Source organism: Pontiella sp., from assembly GCF_041622395.1.
GTDB lineage: Bacteria > Verrucomicrobiota > Kiritimatiellia > Kiritimatiellales > Pontiellaceae > Pontiella.
This window is the reverse complement of the sequence record NZ_JBFJYW010000034.1, coordinates 1-17,945: the sequence shown is the minus strand read 5'-3', so window position 1 is coordinate 17,945 and position 17,945 is coordinate 1. Positions and strand designations below refer to the sequence as shown.

The following is a 17,945-nucleotide window of genomic DNA, read 5'->3' as shown; positions in this document are numbered from 1 at the left end:
GATCCCAGCAAGGACGCCTTCGGCCGCACGAAAAACGGGGTGCCCAACCGGCAGTCGGGGCGCAAGCTGGTCCAGGCCGGGGTTCCGCTGCGCTGGGCCGATACGCACGGCGAGCAGAGCCATGTGAAGATGCTCTATGTCGAGCATCCGGACCAGACGGCCACCTTGCTGCTCGGTTCCAGCAACTTCACCCGCCGCAACTTGAGCAACTTCAACTGCGAGGCCGATCTCGCCTTCGCCGCTTCGGCCGACCATGCCGCCATGTCCCGTGCGCGCGCGCTCTTCGATCGCTGGTGGAGCAATGGCGACAACCGAAACCACACCGTCGAATATGCCGTCTTCGAGGACAACTCGCTTTGGCGGCGCGGCCTCGCCTGGTGGAAGGAAAACACGGGCATGGGCACGTTCTAGGGGCGATGCATCGCATGTCAATTGCTCTTCCAATGCAAGACGTAGTGGTTTATCAATAGGCCTCTTTAAGGGATTTTCAATGAAACGTTCCAATTTAATGGTGGGCCTGTTAAGCGTCCTGGTGGTCTTTACCGTCGCCGCCGCGTTCAAGGTTGCGCACACGGTGGTGATTCCGCTGATGATTGCGTGGTTGCTGTCCTATATTTGCGGGCCGGTGGTGAACTATCTCGTTCACAAGAAGGTGCCGTTGGGGGTGGCGGTGTTCGCCGTCCTCGTCTTGGTGCTGTTCGTTTGCTATCTGGGAGGCGTTTTTCTCGGCGGACGGGTGAGCGATGTGCTGGCGCAATCGCCGCGCTATGTCAACCAGCTCAATGCCATCTATCAGGATGTGGTCTCCGGGCTGGATGTGCCGGAGGATTTCCTGGCCGACATCAACTGGGCCCGGCAGCTCGGGCCCAAGTTGGCCGCGCTCTCCGGATCGGTGGCGGTTTTCATGGGCAATTTTCTGGGCAAGCTGATCCTCGTGCTGATCTTCCTGGTGTTCATGCTGCTGGGGAAACCCTATTTCAAATACAAGATGGCGGCCGCCTTCCCGCCGGACCGCGCAACGCAGTTCACCGAAATGATTGCCTCCATCTCCAAGCAGATCGGGCAATACCTCGTGGTCAAGGTCGCCATCAGCGGCACGACCGGGGTGATGGTCTGGGTGGCGCTGACCCTGCTCAAGGTCGAGTTTGCCCTGACGTGGGGGGCGCTGGCCTTCTTCCTGAATTTTATCCCGAGCATCGGCTCCATTCTCGCGTCCATCCCCCCGATTCTGCTCGCCATCGTGCAATACTATCCCTCCGTCTGGACGCCCGTTCTCACCGCCGTCGTGCTGTTGCTCATCCAGATGACGATGGGCAACGTGATCGAACCGAAAATCATGGGCGACAGCCTCAACCTGAGCCCCGTCGTGATTTTGCTCTCGTTGATTTTCTTCGGTTGGATGTGGGGAATGACCGGGGCGTTGCTCTCGGTGCCGATCGCCGCCGCCATCAAAATCGTGTGTGAAAACATCGATGCCCTGAAGCCGATCAGCATCCTGATGGGGTCGGGTAAACAATTCATGAAAGAAAAAGCTAAAGTCTAAAGGAACAGAAATGGAACTACCGGATATTTTCAAACGCCCCGAAGTTAAGGAATCGATCGCGCTGGCGTTGCGCGAAGACCTGGGCGATATCGGCGTGGACGTCACGACCGAATCGCTGGTGCCGGCCGAAGCCCGGGCAACGGCCCATCTCGTTGCGCGCGAAGCCTGCGTGATTGCCGGCGCCTGCGTCGCGAAAGAGGTGTTCCTCCAGGTCAATCCGGAGCTTGAAATCGAGCAGTGCGTCGCCCCCGGCGACCGGGTCGAGGCCATGACCACCGTGCTGATCATTAAAGGGGCCGCCAAAAGCATCCTGACGGCCGAGCGCACCGCGCTCAACTTTATCCAGCGCATGTGCGGCGTGGCCACCATCACGGCCGAATACGTCAAGGCGGCGGACAATCCCGCCGTATCGATTCTTTGCACCCGCAAGACCACGCCGCTGTTGCGGCCGTTCGAGAAATACTCCGTCCGCTGCGGCGGCGGCGTCAACCACCGCTATGGCCTGTTCGACGCCGTGCTCATCAAGGACAACCATCTCGCATCGTGGGAACGCACCCATGGCATCGGCGTCGGCGAGGCCGTGGCCGCCGCCCGCGCAAAATATCCCAAGCTCAAGATCGAGGTCGAAGTCGACACCATCGAACAGCTCAAGGAAGCGCTCGAAACCAAACCCGACTGGGTTCTGCTCGACAATATGCCGCCGAACGTCCTGCGCGAATGCGTGGCGCTCTGCAAAGGCATTTGCAAAACCGAGGCCTCCGGCGGCATCAACCTGAAGACGATCTACGACGTCGCCCAAACCGGGGTCGATGCCATCTCCGTCGGCGCCTTGACCCATTCCGCGCCCTCCATCGACCTCGCCCTCGACTTCGTGGAGTAAGAACAAAAGGACCGATAGGACGGAGCGAGGTCCGGCCGATACCGCGGCGGACCTTTTCCGGTTCATGAAAATGCGCACGTATTTAGTTGTAGATATCGGCAACACGAGCACCTCGGTCGGCTACTACCGCAACGGGAAAGTCTCGGGGGTGGGGCGTTGTCCGTCCCGTTTCAAGTCGTTGGACGAAGTGGTGCCGCTCCTCGGCGTCCGGCCCGTCGATGCGGTGGTGGTCGCCTCGGTGGTGCCGCCCGTCAACGCCCGCTGGAAAAAGGCGTTCAAGGCCGCCGGGCTGCCGGCCCCGCTGTTTGTTTCGCACGAGTTGGAGCTGGGCGTTCCGGTCGATTATCCCCGCCCGCAGCGCATCGGCGCCGACCGCCTGGCCAACGCCGCGGCGGCGGTCCGCCTGCTCGGCATGCCCTCGGTCGTCTGCGATTTCGGGACGGCGCTCACCTTCGACATCCTCGATCCCCGGCGGGGCTACAAGGGCGGCATCATCTGCCCCGGCCTTCCGCTGATGTTCGACTATCTCGCCGAAAAGACGGCGCTGCTGCCGCACGTCGCCCCCTCCAAGACCAAGGCGGTGGTCGGCCGCAATACGGAGCAGGCCATGCAGATCGGCGCCCGGTTGGGCTACCGCGGCATGGTCCGCGAAATCCTGGCCGCGCTGCGGGCCGACTTCGGCGTCGCGCACCTGCCGGTCTGCTGCACGGGCGGATATGCCGGCTGGATTTTTAAGGATTGGGATGTTGAGGCCGTGATCGATTCTAAGCTAACATTGCGCGGCATCGGCATCATCGGCGAATTGAATGCATAACAAGGAACAAGGGGCATGACGGAGAGTACGGTTTTTTATAAGGAGCAGTTGTCCGAATCGGTCTTTTTGATGCGATTGGAGGCCCCGCTCATTTCCCGCGAGCGCCAGCCCGGCCAGTTCATCATCCTCCAGGTCGATAACGATTTGGGCGAGCGCATTCCGCTCACCATTGCCGACGCCGATCCGGACGAAGGCTCCATCACCATTGTCTTTCAGGTGGTCGGCAAGACGACCGAGCTGCTTGCGAAGCTCGAGGTCGGGCAGAAGGTCGCCGCCTTGGTCGGGCCGCTCGGCAAGCCGACCCATATCGAAAACTTCGGCTCCGTCGTCTGCGTGGGCGGCGGCATCGGCGTGGCGCCGCTGCACCCGATCGCCCAGGCGCTCAAGGCCGCCGGAAATCATGTGACCATTATCCTCGGCGCCCGCAGCCGCGACCTGCTGATCCTCGAACAGCAAATGACCGCGATCGCCGACGAGATCATCGTTTGCACCGACGACGGTTCCTATGGGCGCAAGGCGCTCGTGACCGAACCCTTGGCCGAGGTCTGCTCCCGCGAAACCAAGCCCGGCCTGGCCGTCTGCATTGGCCCGCCGATCATGATGAAGTTTTGCTGCGCCACCACCAAGCGGTTCGATGTGCCCACCGTCGTTTCCCTCAACGCCATCATGGTCGATGGCACGGGCATGTGCGGCGGCTGCCGCGTCACCGTCGGCGGCCAAACCCGGTTTGTCTGCGTCGATGGCCCCGAGTTCGATGGCCATCTGGTCGATTTCGAGAACCTCATGAACCGCCTTTCCGCCTACAAGAAGCAAGAGGGCGAGCACAAGTGCAAGCTGGAGCGTTTCCAATGAGCGCTCTGACGCCGAAGGAGCGCATGGCCATTCCTGCGCAGGCCATGCCGGAACAGGATGCCGCCGTACGCCGCTCGAACATGGAAGAGGTGGCGCTGGGCTATAGCGACGAACAAGCCCGGCTCGAGGCCGACCGTTGCCTCCAGTGCAAAAACGCGCCCTGTATTGCCGGGTGCCCCGTCCGCATCAACATCCCCGGTTTCATCAAGGCCATTGCCGAGGGCGACAACGCCAAGGCCATCGCCACCATCAAGGAAAGCAGCCTGTTGCCCGCCGTGTGCGGCCGCGTCTGCCCGCAGGAGAGCCAGTGCCAGGCCCCGTGCACCGTCGGCAAGGCGCTCAAGTCGGTCGACCAAGCCGTGGGCATCGGCCGTCTCGAGCGCTATGTCGCGGACTGGGAACGGGAAAACGGATTGATCGAAGTGCCTGAGGGCAAGCCCGCCACCGGCAAAAAGGTCGGCATCGTCGGCACGGGGCCGGCCGGGTTGACCGTCGCGGCCGATATCCGCCGGGAAGGGCACGAAGTGGTCTTGTTCGAGGCGTTCCACAAGCCCGGCGGCGTCATGATCTACGGCATTCCCGAGTTCCGCTTGCCCAAGAAAATCGTGCAGCGGGAGATCGATACCCTCACCGCCATGGGCTGCAAGCTGGAAACCAACTTCGTGATCGGCCGCACGCGCAAGATCGAGGACCTGCTCGAAAAGGACGGGTTCGATGCGCTCTTCGTCGGCACCGGGGCCGGGTTGCCGCGCTTCATGAACATCGAGGGCGAAAATCTGGTCGGCGTCTATTCCGCCAACGAATACCTCACCCGCTCCAACCTCATGCGCGCCTACGACAAGGGCAACGCATACACCCCCATCTTCGAATCGCGCAAGGTGGCCGTCCTCGGCGGCGGCAACGTGGCGATGGATGCCGCCCGCACCGCGGTCCGGCTCGGCGCGGACGAAGTCCACCTCATCTATCGCCGTACCGAGGCCGAAATGCCCGCTCGCGTCGAGGAGGTGCACCATGCCAAGCAGGAGGGCATCGTTTTCCATCTGCTCGAAAACGCCAAGCGCATCCTTTCCGACGAACGCGGCTGGGTGGCCGGCATCGAATGCCTGAAATACGCGCTCGGCGAGCCCGACGACTCCGGGCGCCGCCGCCCCGTCGAAATCCCCGGCTCCGAGTTCGAGCTCGAGGTCGACACCGTCATAGTTGCCATCGGCAACGATTCCAATCCGCTTATTCGTCAAACCACGCCCGGCCTGGAAACCAACAAGTGGGGCAACATCGTCGTCGATGAAAACGGCAAGTCCTCCATCGACCGGGTCTATGCCGGCGGCGACATCGTCCTCGGGGCCGCCACCGTCATTCTCGCCATGGGCGAGGGCCGCCGCGCCGCCGCCGCCATCAACGAAATGCTCGCCGGGTTATAGCGCCCGGATCTCGATCTCCTTGAAGCAGGCGCGAAATCCCATCGGTGTTAATTTTAATCGGAAATATTTGAACACTTTGTTCCCGGGCGACTCCAATCCGTTTTAAAATGTGCTCCTGCAGGCTTTCCATTCCAACGGGCTCTAGTATAATATACTACGATTCAACCAACAGAGGTTTATATGACAACAACGCACAGTCTCATCAATCAGCTGATCCAGCTGCAGGAGTTGGTTGTGGCCAGCATGCAGAAGAAAGTGTCACAGCCCACCGCCCGGCTCGACGAATTGAACAAGTCGATCGCCGCGCTCGGGGCGGACCTGCCGCAACAGGTGAAGTCGCATTTCAACCGTTTGATCCAGAAACATCCCGAAGCGATTGTGCCCGTAGCCAATGAGCTATGCACGGGATGCGGCATGGGGCTGACCAAAAGCATGATTCAGGCCGTTCATAAGGCGGATGGGCTGATCCGCTGCCCGAACTGTGCGCGCTTCCTTTATTTTCCGCAGCAGTTGATTGCCCGCGATCGCGTCAGCCGTTCCTATGGCGAAGCCCGCAAGACCGGAATCTCCCGCTTCACCTCCCCGGAGCTGATGATGGTTGGGCTGAAAGGCGCCACGAGCGCGGAAGTCCTGGCCGAAATGTGCACCCGCATGGCCGACGAGGGCTTCGTGAAAGATGGCGAGCATTTGCTCGACCTGGCGCTGCAGCGCGAGGCCATCATCAGCACCGCCGTCGACAACGGACTGGCGTTTCCGCACGTTCGCGGAGTCGAGGGCGGCGGCCTCTCCATGGCGGTCGGCATCCATAAAAAGGGCGTCAAGTTCGGCGGCCCGGGCCGGACCTTGTCGCGCATCTTTTTCTTCGTCGTGATCCCGACGGCCACCAGTGCGTTCTACCTCAAGTTGATTGCGGGCCTCTCGAAAACCTTCCGCGAAAAAGAGGTCAGCGAATCGCTGCTCGCCTGCAACACCGAGGACGAGCTCTGGAAGGCGCTGATCAAGGCAACCAAGAAAAGCTTCAAGTAACGCGCCGGCCGGAGAAAAACGGTTTTGGACGCCCTGATGCTCCCTTGGGGGCATGGGAACAATTTCGTCCTGAATTGTTCGGCCCGTCCCGTGGAGACGCGATCCGTGGTTTCGATCTACGATACAAAGGCGCTGGAGGCGGTCCGTAGCCGCAATGCGGTGCAGCCGCACCGGATGAAGCTCTTCCGCAATGCGCTGTTCAAGAAAGCCGGTGGCAGGGACGAGGCGCTCGGCACCTTGCCGGAAAGCGCCCGACCGGATTTTGCGGAGCACGTCGGCTTCGGCTTTCTGGAACTGCTCGAACGCCACGACTCGAAGATCGACGGCGCCAGCAAACTGATTTTTAAAACGAACGACGGCCACTTGATCGAAAGCGTGGTGCTGCGGCCGGCCACCGGGCGCACCTCCATCTGCATCTCTTCGCAGGTGGGTTGCGCGTGCTACTGCGGTTTTTGCGCGACCGGGATGATGGGGTTTTCCCGCAACCTGACCCTGGACGAAATCCTCGATCAGGTCACCCAGGCCAACCGCATGGTCAAGCCGGAGGGGCGGTCGATCCGCAACGTGGTTTTCATGGGCATGGGCGAGCCGTTGCTCAACCCCGATGCTGTTTTTGCGGCGGTGGCCTTCCTGCGCGCGCCGCAGTTTTTCGATTTGTCCGCTTCGCACATCACCGTCTCCACGGTCGGCATCCCGCATGCGATGGAGCATTTCGTCGAAACCTTCCCGAAGATGCCGCTGGCGCTCAGCCTGCACAGCGCGCGCCAGGAGGTGCGCGAAAAGCTGATGCCGCAGGCGCGCAAATATCCGCTGGACCAATTGCGCGAGACGCTTGTGCGTGCTTCGGCAAGCGGCAAGGTGATGATCGAATATCTCATGCTGTCCGGCATAAACGATGGCGAGGCGGATTTGCAGGCGCTGATCGATTACCTGCGGGGCATCCCGGTGCACCTCAACATCATCCCGTTCAATGAATTTGCGGGAAGCCAACTGCGTGGAACCGCGCAACCGGAGCGCGAGCAATTCGCCGCCCGCTTGAAAGCGGCCGGTTTCGACACGACGCTGCGGTATTCCCTCGGTTCCGATATCGCCGCCGCGTGCGGCCAGCTGGTGCAAACGAAGGCTCGATCCCGCCAATAACGGGTTGCCGGCGCGCCTATGCGCTTGATCCCATCGAGTAGCCGCCGAGGTCGAGGGTCACGAATTTGTAGCCCGTCTTTTTGATGGCGGCGACGATTTCGATGCGCTCGTCCATCAGTTTGTCGAAATCGGTTTGGTCGATTTCGATGCGGCAGAGGTCGCCATGGTGCCGGACGCGGTATTGGGAATAGCCGCGCGCACGCAGGATGGCCTCGGCCTTTTCCACCTGCGTCATTGCTTCGAGTTCGATGCGCGTGCCCGTGGGGAAGCGCGAGCCGAGGCAGGCGAACGAGGCTTTGCCGGCGGTGGGAAGCCCGCGCCGCTGGCTGAGGATGCGGATCTCCTTTTTATAGAGTCCCGCATTTTGCAACGGGGCCACGACGCAATGGTTGGCGGCGGCTTGCGTGCCCGGACGGATGTCGCCTTTGTCGTCTTCGATGGCGCCGTGCGCGAGCACGATGTCGCCGAATTCGGAAAGGATGGTTTCCATCTTGGTGAACAGCTCGTTCTTGCAGTGAAAGCAGCGGTCGCCCTTGTTTTGCAGATAATCTTCCTGCAGGTGTTCGTCCGTTTGGACGATGCGCAGATTCCAGCCGCGTTCGGTCGCCAGGTCGATGGCCTGCTGCAGCTCGTCGCGCGGGATGGAGGGCGAGTCGGCAATGACCATCATGGCGTTTGGGCCGAGCTCTTCGTGGGCGCAGTCGGCGAGATAGGTGGAATCGACGCCGCCGGAATAGGCCACGGCAATCGCTCCATAGGACTTCAGTTCATCGAGCAGCATCCGCTCTTTTTCTTCGATCGAATTCATGGGTTACAACTCTAGGTTGCTCTTGCGGTTAAGCAAGAGCCAAATGAAAAACGGGCCGCCGAGCAGCGCCGTGAGAATGCCGACGGGGACTTCGGCGGGGGCGATCAGCATGCGGGAGAGGGTGTCGCACACCGTCAGGAACAAGCCGCCGAAAAGCAGGGTGGCCGGCAACAGGCGGCGATGGTCGGCGCCGACCAGCAGGCGGCAGATGTGCGGCGACATCATGCCGACGAAGCCGATCGGCCCGCAGACGGCCACCACGCCGCCGACCATCAGCGATGCGGCCAGGAAGATCAGTTTCTTGACGAGTCCCGTGTCGACGCCGCGGCTGACGGCGAGGTCTTCGCCAACCATGAACAGATTCATTTCGCGGTGGAGGAAGGCCAGCAGGAGCGTGCCGGTTACGAAGAAGGGGAGCAGGTTGGCGAGTTTGCCGTAGTCGGTGGTGGCCAGCGTGCCCATCATCCAGTGCACGATGCGGAACGAGTGGGTGGTGCCGCTGATGTATTGGATGAAAAGGATCAGGCTCGAAAAGAAAAAGCTGATGGCGATGCCCGCCAGCAGTAGCGTCGGGGTGGAGAAGCCTCCCTTGAGTTTGGTGAGGCCGTAGACCAGCAGAATCGAGAGCAACGCGCCGACGAACGCGGCCAACGATACGCCGGAGATGCCGAGAATGGCGAAGGCGAAACCGAAGCGGATGAAGAGCGCCGCTCCCAGCGCCGCGCCGCTCGATACGCCGAGGGTGAAGGGCGTGGCCAGCGGATTGCGGAAGAGGGCCTGGAAGGCCATGCCGCTCAGCGCCAGCATGCTGCCGGCCGCGAAGGCGCACAGGACGCGCGGAAGTCGGATGCCCAGCAGAATGTCCAGTTCCTGTCCCGTTGCGTGGTACGGGATAAACTTCATGCCGAGCAAGGGGCAGGCGAGTAGGGCGGCCAGCGCCAGTGCGGCCAGGAGCGCGATGCCGATGGACGGTTTTTTCATCGCGCACCCCCGGCGACGATGAAAGGGATGGCGCGGCGCGGGGAGGACGTGGTCTCGAACTCGGTGCCGTAGATGTTTTTCAAAACCTGGGTGTTTGCCGTCTCCGCCGCCGTTCCTTCGAATGCGATGCGTCCCTCCTTGAGAGCGACAATGCGGTCGGAGCAGGCGGTGGCGGTGTTGATGTCGTGGTGTACGGCCAGGACGGTGATGCCGTTTTCGCGGCAGGCCGTTTTCAGCAGCGTTGCCACGGCGGCCTGGTGGCGATAGTCGAGGAAGGTGGCGGGTTCGTCGAGCAGGATGATCTTGGTGTTCTGCGCGAGGGCCGCCGCAATGAAAACCATCTGCCGCTCGCCGCCGCTCAGCGTGTTGAGCTTGCGCTGCCGGAAGGGAAGCAGCCCCGCTTGATCGATTGCCTGATCGATCGCCGCATAGTCGCCGGCCTTCATGCTGGTGAAGGCGGAGAGATGGGGGTAGCGCCCCATCGCCACGAACTCTTCGACCGTCAATGGGGCGGTTCGCCCTTCGGCTTGCGGGACATAGCTTTGCCGCATGGCCAGTTCCTTGCTGCCGTAATCGCCGAACGGTTTGCCTTCGATCCGGATTGCGCCGCGCCATGCGGAATAGATGCCCGCAATGCATTTCACCAAGGAGGTCTTGCCCGCGCCGTTGGGACCGATGATCGAGACGTATTCCCCCGCGCCGATGTCCAGCGACACCCCCTTCAGGATTTCGTTTCCCGAAAGGGTGAGCGACAGCTCTTCAACCTGGATGATGGAACCGTTCATGCGTGTTTGTTCGACAAAATAATTTTGGACAAAATGATACGTGCTTGAGGGGGCTGTTTCATATTCGAATTATTCTGCCGAATAATCTCCGAGAAGTCTTCGAGAATTTGGATGAAGCGGGGGCCGGGGATGCAGGTGTAGTCGTCGGTCAGGATATGCACCCGTTGGTTTTTGACGGCATGGATGGCGGAGAACGATTGCCACTTGTCCTGTTCGGCTTGAGCGTCCTCGAGCTCGGGGGCCAGGACCATGACGATGTCGGGGTTGAGTCGAAGGATGGCTTCCTTCGACAGGAGGGCGTAGGGGCGGTCGCCTTCGACGATGTTCGTTCCTCCGGCGATTTCCAGCAGTTCGTTGTGGAGGCAGTTGCGGCCGAAGGCGTGGACCTGCCCGCCGTTGCCGGCGCTGCCGCCGAAGGCGATCAGGACGCGGGGGCGGGGTGCCGCAGGGTGCTTGAGTTCCGCGATCCGCCTGTTCAGCCGTTGGGCGAGTTGCTCCGCCTCGGATTCGGCGCCGCAGGCTTTCCCGATCGCGCGCACGGTTGCGAGAATGTCGGCGATCGTATGGCTGCCGGTTTCCAGATAGGGGATGCCGAGGCTGGCAAGGCGATCCTGCTCCGCCTTGCATTCTTCATGCAGGATAACCAGATCGGGATCCAGCGCGACGATCGCTTCGAAATTGAACTGGCCGAATCCTCCGACGCGAGGAAGCCGTTGCGCCTCGCCCGGATAGTTGCAGAAGGTGGTTGCGCCCACCAGCTTGCCGCCGAGCCCAAGCGCGTAGGCGGTTTCGGTAATGTTCGGCGCAAGCGTGATGATGCGTTCCGGCAATCGGGCGCCCGTTGAGGGGGCGGGCTTGCCGCAGCCTGCCAGCAAGAAAAGCGCGGCGATATAGGAGAGGACCTTCATCATTTGTCTTCCAGTTCGAACGTGAGGGGTTGGATCAACCTCGAATCGATGTTGCGCCCGAACTGCTTGGCCGGGGTGTAGGTTGCTTTTTTTGCGGCTTTGACCGCGGCGTCGTCGAGGCGTTTGTGCCCGCTGGATTCAAGCACCTCAACGGAGCCCGCCTGTCCGCCGGCCAGCACTTCGATGGCGAGGATGACCGTGCCTTCCTCGCCGCGCCGTTGCGAGGTGCGCGGATAGGTGGCGCGGATGCCGGACATGGGCCGCGCGTCGGTGATTACGCCTTTGTCTTCCTGCAGGGTGGCGATCTGTTCTGCCGATTCCTGCTGCGCGGGTTCTGCGACGGGGTCGGGGTGGGGTTCGACGACGGGTTCGGGCTTCGGTTGGGGCGTGGGCTCAGGAACCGGTTCCGGCTCGGCAACGGTTTCAACGGGGGCGGCTTCCCGGGGCGGTCGGGGGGCGGGTTCCGGCGGGGGCGCCGGCTTCGCCATCGACGGGGCAAGCGTCAGATGGACGACGGTCCGCCCCGTTTCGAGTTGCGGTTGCGGCGGCGTGTAGAGGCCCTTGGCATACAGCGCGAGCCCGTGGACCGAAACCGAAAGCAGTACGCCGGCAACCAACGGCAGATCGACTAGGGGTTTTCCGCTTTGCATGAAAAGGCAACCTCCTCGATTCCGGCGTTCTTCAGGTCGTCGAGCAGTTCAATGGCGAGCCCAAGGTCCGCCTGGGTATCGCCCTCGATAAAGACCGGCTTCTTTGGCTCGCCGCGAAGTTGGCGCACCTTTTCCGCCAGGCCTTCGGCTTCGCTCGCTTCGCCGTTGAGGAACAGCCGGTTTTCGGCGTCGATGGTGATGGAGATATAGTCGTTTTTTTCCAAGGCGGCCGTGTTCGCGCGCGGCAGGTCGACCTTCAGGCCGCGATGCACCACCATCGAAACCATGGCGTAGATAAAGAAGACCAGCAGCAGAAACACCACATCGATCAGCGGCAACATCTCCACCCGCGCCTTCTTCGCTTCATATCCGGAATTTAACTTCATCGTTCGACAAAATGATTATGGACAAAATGATTCGTTGCTCAAGGACGTGAAACCGATGCTGGAACGGTTAAGGTTGACCCAGTGCAGGGCTTCCAGTTGGGCATGATTTAAGAACCTCGCAAGGTGCTTTTTATAGGCGGGGATGTCTTTGCTTACCGATGTGAGGCAGAATGCGTGGTCTTCGGTTAGGAGGGGGATTGTTTGCGTTCCTAGCGTTACGTCGCCGGATTTAATTGAGATTTTGCGAAGGACCTTTTCCTTGCCTCCGAGAAAATGGCAAAGGGCGTCAAGATAGATGTCGGTGTCGAAGAATGCTCCCCAGTCATAGAGCAGGTCGATGACAAGGTGCCTGAGTTTTTCGGTATAACAGGTTTTTGCCCATGCTGGATCATGAACTTCAATATTGCGACGTTTGCTATGGTTCAACTGGGTGGAAACAAATTCGTGCTCGACCGATTTGGGGCGGAAGTTCATGAGTTTTCCGTGTTGAGTATCGGTGGCATAAAGATAATTGAGCGTTTGGATCCGATTCGGATCAACAATCGATTTCATGGTTTTTAATTCGTACACGGTACCTTTGTTTAGGAGCAGGTCGATGAACAACGGCTTCGTGTAGTCTTTATGAATAAGCTTAATCTGGAATTCCCGCGTCGTCTCAATACCGGCTTTGCTGCACCTGCGTTCCAGTTCGGCCTGATATATTTTTTCGTCATAAAACCTTCCCAGATCATTGTGAATGTCGAAGGCGATTCGCATGATTCTGAAATCAAGTTCATGGAATTCCTTTTCGGTAATTCGGTTGATGGGGGATTCTAATTCAATCGGCATGAATGATTTTGTCCGTAATTATTTTGTCGAAGCTTGCCGGGCTTCCTGGCCCTTCTGGACGGTGACTTCGTAGCAGGTGACGAGTTGTTCGAGGTGGCGGGTGACTTTTTCGACCTTGCGCGTCAGCGCGTTGTAGGGCAGCAGGGTGACGATGGCAATCGAGAGCCCCGTTGCCGTGGTGATGAGCGCCTGCGCGATGCCGCCCGTGACCGCCTTGGGATCCTCGATGCCCGCGTCGCCGAGCAGGTCGAACGAAAGAATGATGCCCGAAACCGTGCCGAGAATGCCGAGCAGCGGCGCGGCGGTGATGATGGTGTCGAGTACGGAGAGGTAGCGCTTCATCTTTTCGATCTCGAACATGGCCGCGGCCTCGAGGGATTGGGCCAGGCCATAGTTGCGGTGCGCGAGTCCGCTGGCCAGAATGCGGCAGACGAGGCACCGGGTTCCTTCGGCCTCTTGGATGGCCGTCGCGAAATCGCCCTCCTCGGTGAGCGAGAAGATGCGGTTGACCAAGGGCTGGTTCTTGTTCCTCAAGATCTGCAGCCAGAAGACGAGCCGTTCGAAGAGAATCGCCAGCGCCACGATCGAGCAGGCCAGCAGCGGCCACATGATCACGCCGCCCTTCATCATTAATCCGTACATAAAAAAGACCTGTTTGGGTTGTTCGGGCGCCACCATAGGTTTTTTTCCCTGCGTTGGGAAGCGCCTTCCCCAAACCGCGGCACGCGTGGTTGACATGTGGGTCCGCACCGCCTAAGTTCCGCCCCTTCGTGAAGAACTTGGCGGAAGTCCGGTGCAAACCCGGCGCTGTAGCGCAACTGTGATGGGAGTCGTTCCCTCAGCCAGAACTTTCAAGCCTTCAAGATGTTGGACTCTTTCGCACTAAAGGAGGCTCAGCGGATCAATCGTCCGGGGGCTTTGGGCGTTTTTTTATGCCTGCGCAGGGTCCCCAACCTAAACCAAGAACGCCTGCGATCTACGGGCGGAAGGATATGACGAATGAAAAAAACAACGATGTCGGTCGCGCTCGCGGCCCTGGCCGGAGTGGCGCATGCCGCCGTAATCGATTTCAACACGCTGGATACCGGGGCGGATGGCTACTACCGCCCGACCACCCAAGGTACCCATGATTGGAGCACGGGCGGTGCATCTTTCCGCATGGGCGTGTTCACCAATGCCTGGGGATCCTCCTGGGGCGGATTCACCTATTCCGAGGTCAACAACCCCGCCGACGGAAGCTACCTGAACGAATATGCGGTCTACGGCGACGGCATGGACTATTCCGACGGCGGCGTCTACGCCGTCGGCTACGTCGATTCGTTCAACGGCGTTGCTCCTATGCTTACGCTGGGGGCCGCCTCGACCGTCAACAGCCTGCGCGTCAATAACACCGCCTATGCCGCGCTGGAGATGATCAACGCCTCCAGTGGATTCACCCAGGCGTTCTCCACCAACGATTGGTTCAAGCTGACGATCGAGGGCAAAAACACGGCGGGGGATAGCGTGGGTTCGGTCGAGTGGATGCTCGCCGATTTCGCCGGTTACACCGAAGGCGACGATAAGAATGACTACTTGGTCAACGACTGGGAATTGGTCGATCTGACCTCGCTCGGTTCCGATGTCGGCTCGTTGACCTTTTCGCTCTCCTCGTCCGATACCGGGGCGTGGGGCATGAACACGCCGGCCTACTTCGCGATCGACCAGATCGATGTGGTTCCGGAACCCGGAACCCTCTCGTTGATGGTGCTCGGACTGGGCGGCATGGTCTGGTTCCGCAAGAAGCGCAACTACCTCCTCCGCTAGGCCGAAACCATGCCGTTCCGGCCGCATATTGCCCTCGCCCTGGTCGCCGCGGTTCCCGTGTTTGCGGGAACCAACTCCGCCATCGTGGTCTCGGCCTCGCGGCTGGATGCGCTTTCGACCGATGTGCTCGATGTGGCATCGGACGTCTCGGTCATCGACCGGGAATGCATCGAGCAATCGAAGGCGCAGAGCATTCCCGACCTGCTGGCCCAAGAGGCGAACGTTCTCTTTCGTTCGCCCAACGGCAAGGGTGACGCCGGGGAGCTCGCCATGCGCGGCTTCGGCGAAAACAGCGGATTGCGCGTGCTGGTCGTCGTGGATGGCCAAAAAATGAACCGTCCCGATATGGGCGTCTTCGATTGGCAGCAGCTTCCGTTGAGCGACATCGAATCGATCGAGGTGCTGCGCGGCGGCCAGAGCGTGCTCTACGGCAACCACGCCGTCGCGGGGGTCGTCAAGATCACGACGCGCAAGGGCGGCGCGCCCGCCGCGGAGGCCTATGCCGCGACCGGCAGCTTCGGTTCTTCGGCCTTCGGCGCCCGCGTTTCCGGTGGCGCAGGCCTCTTCTTCGGCGACGCGGGCGCGGCCTTTCAGCGCGACGAGGGCTATCGCGAAAATTCCCTTTCCTGGAACAAAAACGCAAACGCGAGCGTTGGCGCGGATGTCGGCGAATCCGATTCGATCGTGCTGCGCGCATCCGTTGGCCAGAGCTACAGCCAATATCCCGGCCCCTTGACCTATGCGGATTATCTGGAAGATCCCACTCAGTCGTCCAACGAGGGCGACCAGTTTTCCGAAACCGACAGCGCCCTGGCAACGCTCCTTTGGGAGGGCGAGCGCGAATGGGGCAGCGTTCAGCTCAATGGCGGCGTGAGCTGGCGCGATATCGATTGGGAGCTGAGCGGGACGCTGGGCCAAAACGAGCAGTTCGGCTATTCCGTTTCTCCGAAGCTCAACTTCGGCGACGACGACCGCTATGTCGGCACCGGGCTGGATCTGTTCTGCGATACGCTCGATTTCGAGGGCGATCGCGACACGAGCTTCAACCGCGCGCAATTGAACCGCATTACGGCGGAACCCTTCGTCTGGGCGCAGTTGCCCGTTTCGGCGACGGTGACGCTCAGCGGCGGTGCGCGTTATAGCTATGCGCGCACCCACGGCGAAAACGTCGAGTACGATAAGCAAAACCTGCAACAATTCATTACCAACCGCTGGGGGATCGTCGTTGAAAATCCCGATTACACGACGGATCCCGTGGCGGGATCTTCGTTCGATGAAAATGTGGAAAAGCAAGGATGGGTGGGAGCGTTTTCCGTGGTCTGGCGCCCCGTGGAGTCCATCAGCCTGTGGGGCGGATACGACATGGTCTACCGCTATCCGGCGCTGGACGAAGTGATTTCCTATCAGGGCTATGCGCTGGCCGATCCCTTCAACGAAAAGCTGGAGGCGGAGACCGGGCATAACTTCGAGGTCGGCGGCAAGTGGCAGTCAAACGCCTGGCGCTCGTCCGCCACGCTGTTTTTTCTGATGATGGACGATGAGATCGCATACGATTCCGTGGAGGAGCAAAACACCAATATCGGTTCCACCCGGCGCGTGGGAGCCGACCTCGAACTGGCGTATGCCAAGAAGCATTACGGGGCGTCGGCCCTGGCGTCGTTCGTTCGCGCCACCTTCGATGGCGGCGCAAACGATGGGCAGTGGGTGCCGTTGGTGCCGGATGCGAATACCCGCCTGGCTCTTTGGGTGGAACCGCTGGCTTGGGTGCGGGTGACCGCGGCCTATGCTTGGGTTGCGTCCCGCTTCCAGGGCGGCGATTATGCCAACGACGACCGGGAACTCCCCGCCTACGGACGGGTCGCCCTGCAGGCGGATTTCTCGGTCGGCGACCGGGTGACGGCCTATGCCAAAGTGGAAAATCTGCTGGATAAGGACTACATCGACAGTGCCTATGGCGGGGGCTACTATCCCGGTTCTGGCCGCGCGTTCTTCGGTGGCGTCAAGGTGGAGTTCTGATGGGAACGCTTCTTCGATTCGTCTGGTTGTTTGCCGCAGTGTCCGCATCGGCGCTCGAAACCCCCGAAACATGGCCGTGGGCCGGGGCCGTCGGGGAAGGCGATTCAACTGCCATTCACATGGACGACGTCCGCTTCGTGGGATGGGCGGACGACTATGCCGATATCTCCTTTGGAACCAATGTTGCTGCCAAATGGAAAACGCCGGCGAAGGCGTTGGGCCCGGCCGAAGGTGTCACGGATACCGGTATCGTTTGCCTCGGCAGCGGCGGCGAAATCACGCTCACCTTTTCCCGCCCGATTTCCGACGGGGAGGGCTACGATTTCGCGGTGTTCGAAAATGCGATGAACGATGTCTTTTTGGAGTTGGCCTGGGTCGAGGTCTCGTCCGACGGCGAGCACTTTTGCCGGTTCCCGAACTTCTATGCCGCCGATACGCCGGTCTCGCCGTTTGGCGGGCATTATGCGTCCGATATTCATGGGTTGGCCTCCAAATACCGCCACGGCTACGGCACCCCGTTCGACCTCGCCGAGCTGCAGGAAGCCTACGACCGCTACTACGACGAGAACCCGTGGTTCTTTTCCCGCGAGTATGCGGCGGCGCTTACGGCCAATTTCCCGTACCTCGATCTTAACGGCATCACCCACGTGAGGATCATCGATATCGTCGGCAACGGTTCGCAGAACGATGCTTCGGGCTTCGGCATATACGATCCGTACCCTACCGAAGGGAGCGCGGGCCTCGATCTCGACGCCGTCGGCGTAATTAATCAAGTCGAAGTCGACGGCGTGGAGCAAACCATCTCCTTCGAAACGATCCCCCATCAAAAGCTCGCCTTCGGTTCCGTTGCGCTCGATGCATCGGCGGACAGCGGCCTGCCCGTTGCCTATTCGGTGCAGTCCGGCCCGGCGACCAACGCCGGCAATCGCGTCTATTTCACCGGCACCGGAACCGTCGAGGTGGTCGCCGCGCAGGCGGGCGACGTAACCTATGCGGCGGCCGCTTCCGTCCTGCGCTCGTTCGTCGTGGCCGAAGAGATCCAGCATATCTTCATCGAACCCTTGGCCAACCAGCTCGTAGGCGGCGGAACCGTGCAGGTCAATG

The 17,945-nt window shown here is 60.8% G+C and carries 19 protein-coding genes and 1 riboswitch; of the genes, 11 read left to right on the top strand and 8 right to left on the bottom strand.

What is annotated here, in order from left to right:
* The 8 genes from ABYO54_RS03490 to rlmN all read left to right on the top strand — a co-directional run.
* Positions 1 to 411: phospholipase D-like domain-containing protein (locus tag ABYO54_RS03490; RefSeq protein ID WP_372806851.1), on the top strand; the 411-nt coding region annotated here is incomplete at its 5' end.
* A gap of 79 nt (positions 412 to 490) precedes the next feature.
* Entirely contained in the window at positions 491 to 1,543 is a 1,053-nt protein-coding gene (locus ABYO54_RS03485) for an AI-2E family transporter (protein WP_372806850.1), read from the top strand.
* 10 nt (positions 1,544 to 1,553) lie between these two features.
* A complete protein-coding gene (gene nadC / locus ABYO54_RS03480) occupies positions 1,554 to 2,423 on the top strand; it encodes a carboxylating nicotinate-nucleotide diphosphorylase (protein ID WP_372806849.1) in 870 nt (289 codons plus the stop codon).
* A 70-nt stretch (positions 2,424 to 2,493) separates the two neighbouring features.
* Complete coding sequence (locus ABYO54_RS03475; protein ID WP_372806848.1) at positions 2,494 to 3,237, top strand: type III pantothenate kinase; 744 nt, start codon at positions 2,494 to 2,496, stop codon at positions 3,235 to 3,237.
* Between the two features lie 15 nt (positions 3,238 to 3,252).
* A complete protein-coding gene (locus tag ABYO54_RS03470; protein ID WP_372806847.1) occupies positions 3,253 to 4,089 on the top strand; it encodes a sulfide/dihydroorotate dehydrogenase-like FAD/NAD-binding protein in 837 nt (278 codons plus the stop codon).
* Positions 4,086 to 5,510: an NADPH-dependent glutamate synthase gene (gene gltA / locus ABYO54_RS03465; protein WP_372806846.1), complete on the top strand. Its 1,425-nt coding sequence runs from the start codon at positions 4,086 to 4,088 to the stop codon at positions 5,508 to 5,510. Before ABYO54_RS03470 ends, gltA begins: the two co-directional genes overlap by 4 nt.
* Before the next feature lie 180 nt (positions 5,511 to 5,690).
* Positions 5,691 to 6,536 (top strand): PTS sugar transporter subunit IIA, encoded by an 846-nt coding sequence (locus ABYO54_RS03460; RefSeq protein WP_372806845.1) that lies wholly within the window; start codon positions 5,691 to 5,693, stop codon positions 6,534 to 6,536.
* 105 nt (positions 6,537 to 6,641) lie between these two features.
* Positions 6,642 to 7,676 carry a 23S rRNA (adenine(2503)-C(2))-methyltransferase RlmN gene (rlmN, locus tag ABYO54_RS03455; protein ID WP_372806844.1) on the top strand — a complete coding sequence of 345 codons (1,035 nt, stop codon included), beginning with the start codon at positions 6,642 to 6,644 and terminating at the stop codon, positions 7,674 to 7,676.
* Positions 7,677 to 7,692: 16 nt separating this feature from the next.
* Here rlmN and larE read toward each other — a convergent pair whose 3' ends face one another.
* The 8 genes from larE to ABYO54_RS03415 are packed head-to-tail and all read right to left on the bottom strand — an operon-like array spanning position 7,693 to position 13,664.
* The gene (gene larE / locus ABYO54_RS03450; protein ID WP_372806843.1) at positions 7,693 to 8,484 is read right to left on the bottom strand and encodes an ATP-dependent sacrificial sulfur transferase LarE; all 792 of its coding nucleotides are present in this window, start codon (positions 8,482 to 8,484) and stop codon (positions 7,693 to 7,695) included.
* Positions 8,485 to 8,487: 3 nt separating this feature from the next.
* A complete protein-coding gene (locus tag ABYO54_RS03445) occupies positions 8,488 to 9,465 on the bottom strand; it encodes a FecCD family ABC transporter permease (protein ID WP_372806842.1) in 978 nt (325 codons plus the stop codon).
* Positions 9,462 to 10,250 carry an ABC transporter ATP-binding protein gene (locus ABYO54_RS03440; RefSeq protein ID WP_372806841.1) on the bottom strand — a complete coding sequence of 263 codons (789 nt, stop codon included), beginning with the start codon at positions 10,248 to 10,250 and terminating at the stop codon, positions 9,462 to 9,464. The genes ABYO54_RS03445 and ABYO54_RS03440 overlap by 4 nt, the downstream gene beginning before the upstream one ends.
* Positions 10,247 to 11,161 carry an ABC transporter substrate-binding protein gene (locus tag ABYO54_RS03435; RefSeq protein WP_372806840.1) on the bottom strand — a complete coding sequence of 305 codons (915 nt, stop codon included), beginning with the start codon at positions 11,159 to 11,161 and terminating at the stop codon, positions 10,247 to 10,249. Before ABYO54_RS03435 ends, ABYO54_RS03440 begins: the two co-directional genes overlap by 4 nt.
* Complete coding sequence (locus ABYO54_RS03430) at positions 11,158 to 11,808, bottom strand: energy transducer TonB (RefSeq protein WP_372806839.1); 651 nt, start codon at positions 11,806 to 11,808, stop codon at positions 11,158 to 11,160. The genes ABYO54_RS03435 and ABYO54_RS03430 overlap by 4 nt, the downstream gene beginning before the upstream one ends.
* The gene (locus ABYO54_RS03425; RefSeq protein ID WP_372806838.1) at positions 11,787 to 12,194 is read right to left on the bottom strand and encodes an ExbD/TolR family protein; all 408 of its coding nucleotides are present in this window, start codon (positions 12,192 to 12,194) and stop codon (positions 11,787 to 11,789) included. The genes ABYO54_RS03430 and ABYO54_RS03425 overlap by 22 nt, the downstream gene beginning before the upstream one ends.
* A gap of 15 nt (positions 12,195 to 12,209) precedes the next feature.
* Positions 12,210 to 13,022: a GxxExxY protein gene (locus ABYO54_RS03420; protein ID WP_372806837.1), complete on the bottom strand. Its 813-nt coding sequence runs from the start codon at positions 13,020 to 13,022 to the stop codon at positions 12,210 to 12,212.
* 18 nt (positions 13,023 to 13,040) lie between these two features.
* Positions 13,041 to 13,664: a MotA/TolQ/ExbB proton channel family protein gene (locus tag ABYO54_RS03415; RefSeq protein WP_372806836.1), complete on the bottom strand. Its 624-nt coding sequence runs from the start codon at positions 13,662 to 13,664 to the stop codon at positions 13,041 to 13,043.
* Positions 13,665 to 13,784: 120 nt separating this feature from the next.
* A riboswitch (adenosylcobalamin (AdoCbl) riboswitch) is annotated at positions 13,785 to 13,924 on the top strand.
* A gap of 97 nt (positions 13,925 to 14,021) precedes the next feature.
* Here ABYO54_RS03415 and ABYO54_RS03410 point away from each other — a divergent pair.
* The 3 genes from ABYO54_RS03410 to ABYO54_RS03400 form a co-directional block, all read left to right on the top strand.
* A complete protein-coding gene (locus ABYO54_RS03410; protein WP_372806835.1) occupies positions 14,022 to 14,825 on the top strand; it encodes a DUF4465 domain-containing protein in 804 nt (267 codons plus the stop codon).
* Positions 14,826 to 14,834: 9 nt separating this feature from the next.
* Positions 14,835 to 16,841: a TonB-dependent receptor gene (locus ABYO54_RS03405; protein WP_372806834.1), complete on the top strand. Its 2,007-nt coding sequence runs from the start codon at positions 14,835 to 14,837 to the stop codon at positions 16,839 to 16,841.
* Positions 16,841 to 17,945: hypothetical protein (locus tag ABYO54_RS03400; RefSeq protein ID WP_372806833.1), on the top strand; the 1,105-nt coding region annotated here is incomplete at its 3' end. The genes ABYO54_RS03405 and ABYO54_RS03400, both read left to right, overlap by 1 nt.

Coding starts and splice junctions, on each gene's coding strand:
- ABYO54_RS03445 (WP_372806842.1), bottom strand. CDS start 9,465: ATGAAAAAACCGTCCATCGGCATCGCGCTCCTGGCCGCACTGGCGCTG.
- larE (WP_372806843.1), bottom strand. CDS start 8,484: ATGAATTCGATCGAAGAAAAAGAGCGGATGCTGCTCGATGAACTGAAG.
- ABYO54_RS03440 (WP_372806841.1), bottom strand. CDS start 10,250: ATGAACGGTTCCATCATCCAGGTTGAAGAGCTGTCGCTCACCCTTTCG.
- gltA (WP_372806846.1), top strand. CDS start 4,086: ATGAGCGCTCTGACGCCGAAGGAGCGCATGGCCATTCCTGCGCAGGCC.
- ABYO54_RS03475 (WP_372806848.1), top strand. CDS start 2,494: ATGCGCACGTATTTAGTTGTAGATATCGGCAACACGAGCACCTCGGTC.
- ABYO54_RS03435 (WP_372806840.1), bottom strand. CDS start 11,161: ATGATGAAGGTCCTCTCCTATATCGCCGCGCTTTTCTTGCTGGCAGGC.
- ABYO54_RS03425 (WP_372806838.1), bottom strand. CDS start 12,194: ATGAAGTTAAATTCCGGATATGAAGCGAAGAAGGCGCGGGTGGAGATG.
- ABYO54_RS03410 (WP_372806835.1), top strand. CDS start 14,022: ATGAAAAAAACAACGATGTCGGTCGCGCTCGCGGCCCTGGCCGGAGTG.
- ABYO54_RS03415 (WP_372806836.1), bottom strand. CDS start 13,664: ATGTACGGATTAATGATGAAGGGCGGCGTGATCATGTGGCCGCTGCTG.
- ABYO54_RS03460 (WP_372806845.1), top strand. CDS start 5,691: ATGACAACAACGCACAGTCTCATCAATCAGCTGATCCAGCTGCAGGAG.
- nadC (WP_372806849.1), top strand. CDS start 1,554: ATGGAACTACCGGATATTTTCAAACGCCCCGAAGTTAAGGAATCGATC.
- ABYO54_RS03420 (WP_372806837.1), bottom strand. CDS start 13,022: ATGCCGATTGAATTAGAATCCCCCATCAACCGAATTACCGAAAAGGAA.
- ABYO54_RS03470 (WP_372806847.1), top strand. CDS start 3,253: ATGACGGAGAGTACGGTTTTTTATAAGGAGCAGTTGTCCGAATCGGTC.
- ABYO54_RS03405 (WP_372806834.1), top strand. CDS start 14,835: ATGCCGTTCCGGCCGCATATTGCCCTCGCCCTGGTCGCCGCGGTTCCC.
- ABYO54_RS03485 (WP_372806850.1), top strand. CDS start 491: ATGAAACGTTCCAATTTAATGGTGGGCCTGTTAAGCGTCCTGGTGGTC.
- ABYO54_RS03430 (WP_372806839.1), bottom strand. CDS start 11,808: ATGCAAAGCGGAAAACCCCTAGTCGATCTGCCGTTGGTTGCCGGCGTA.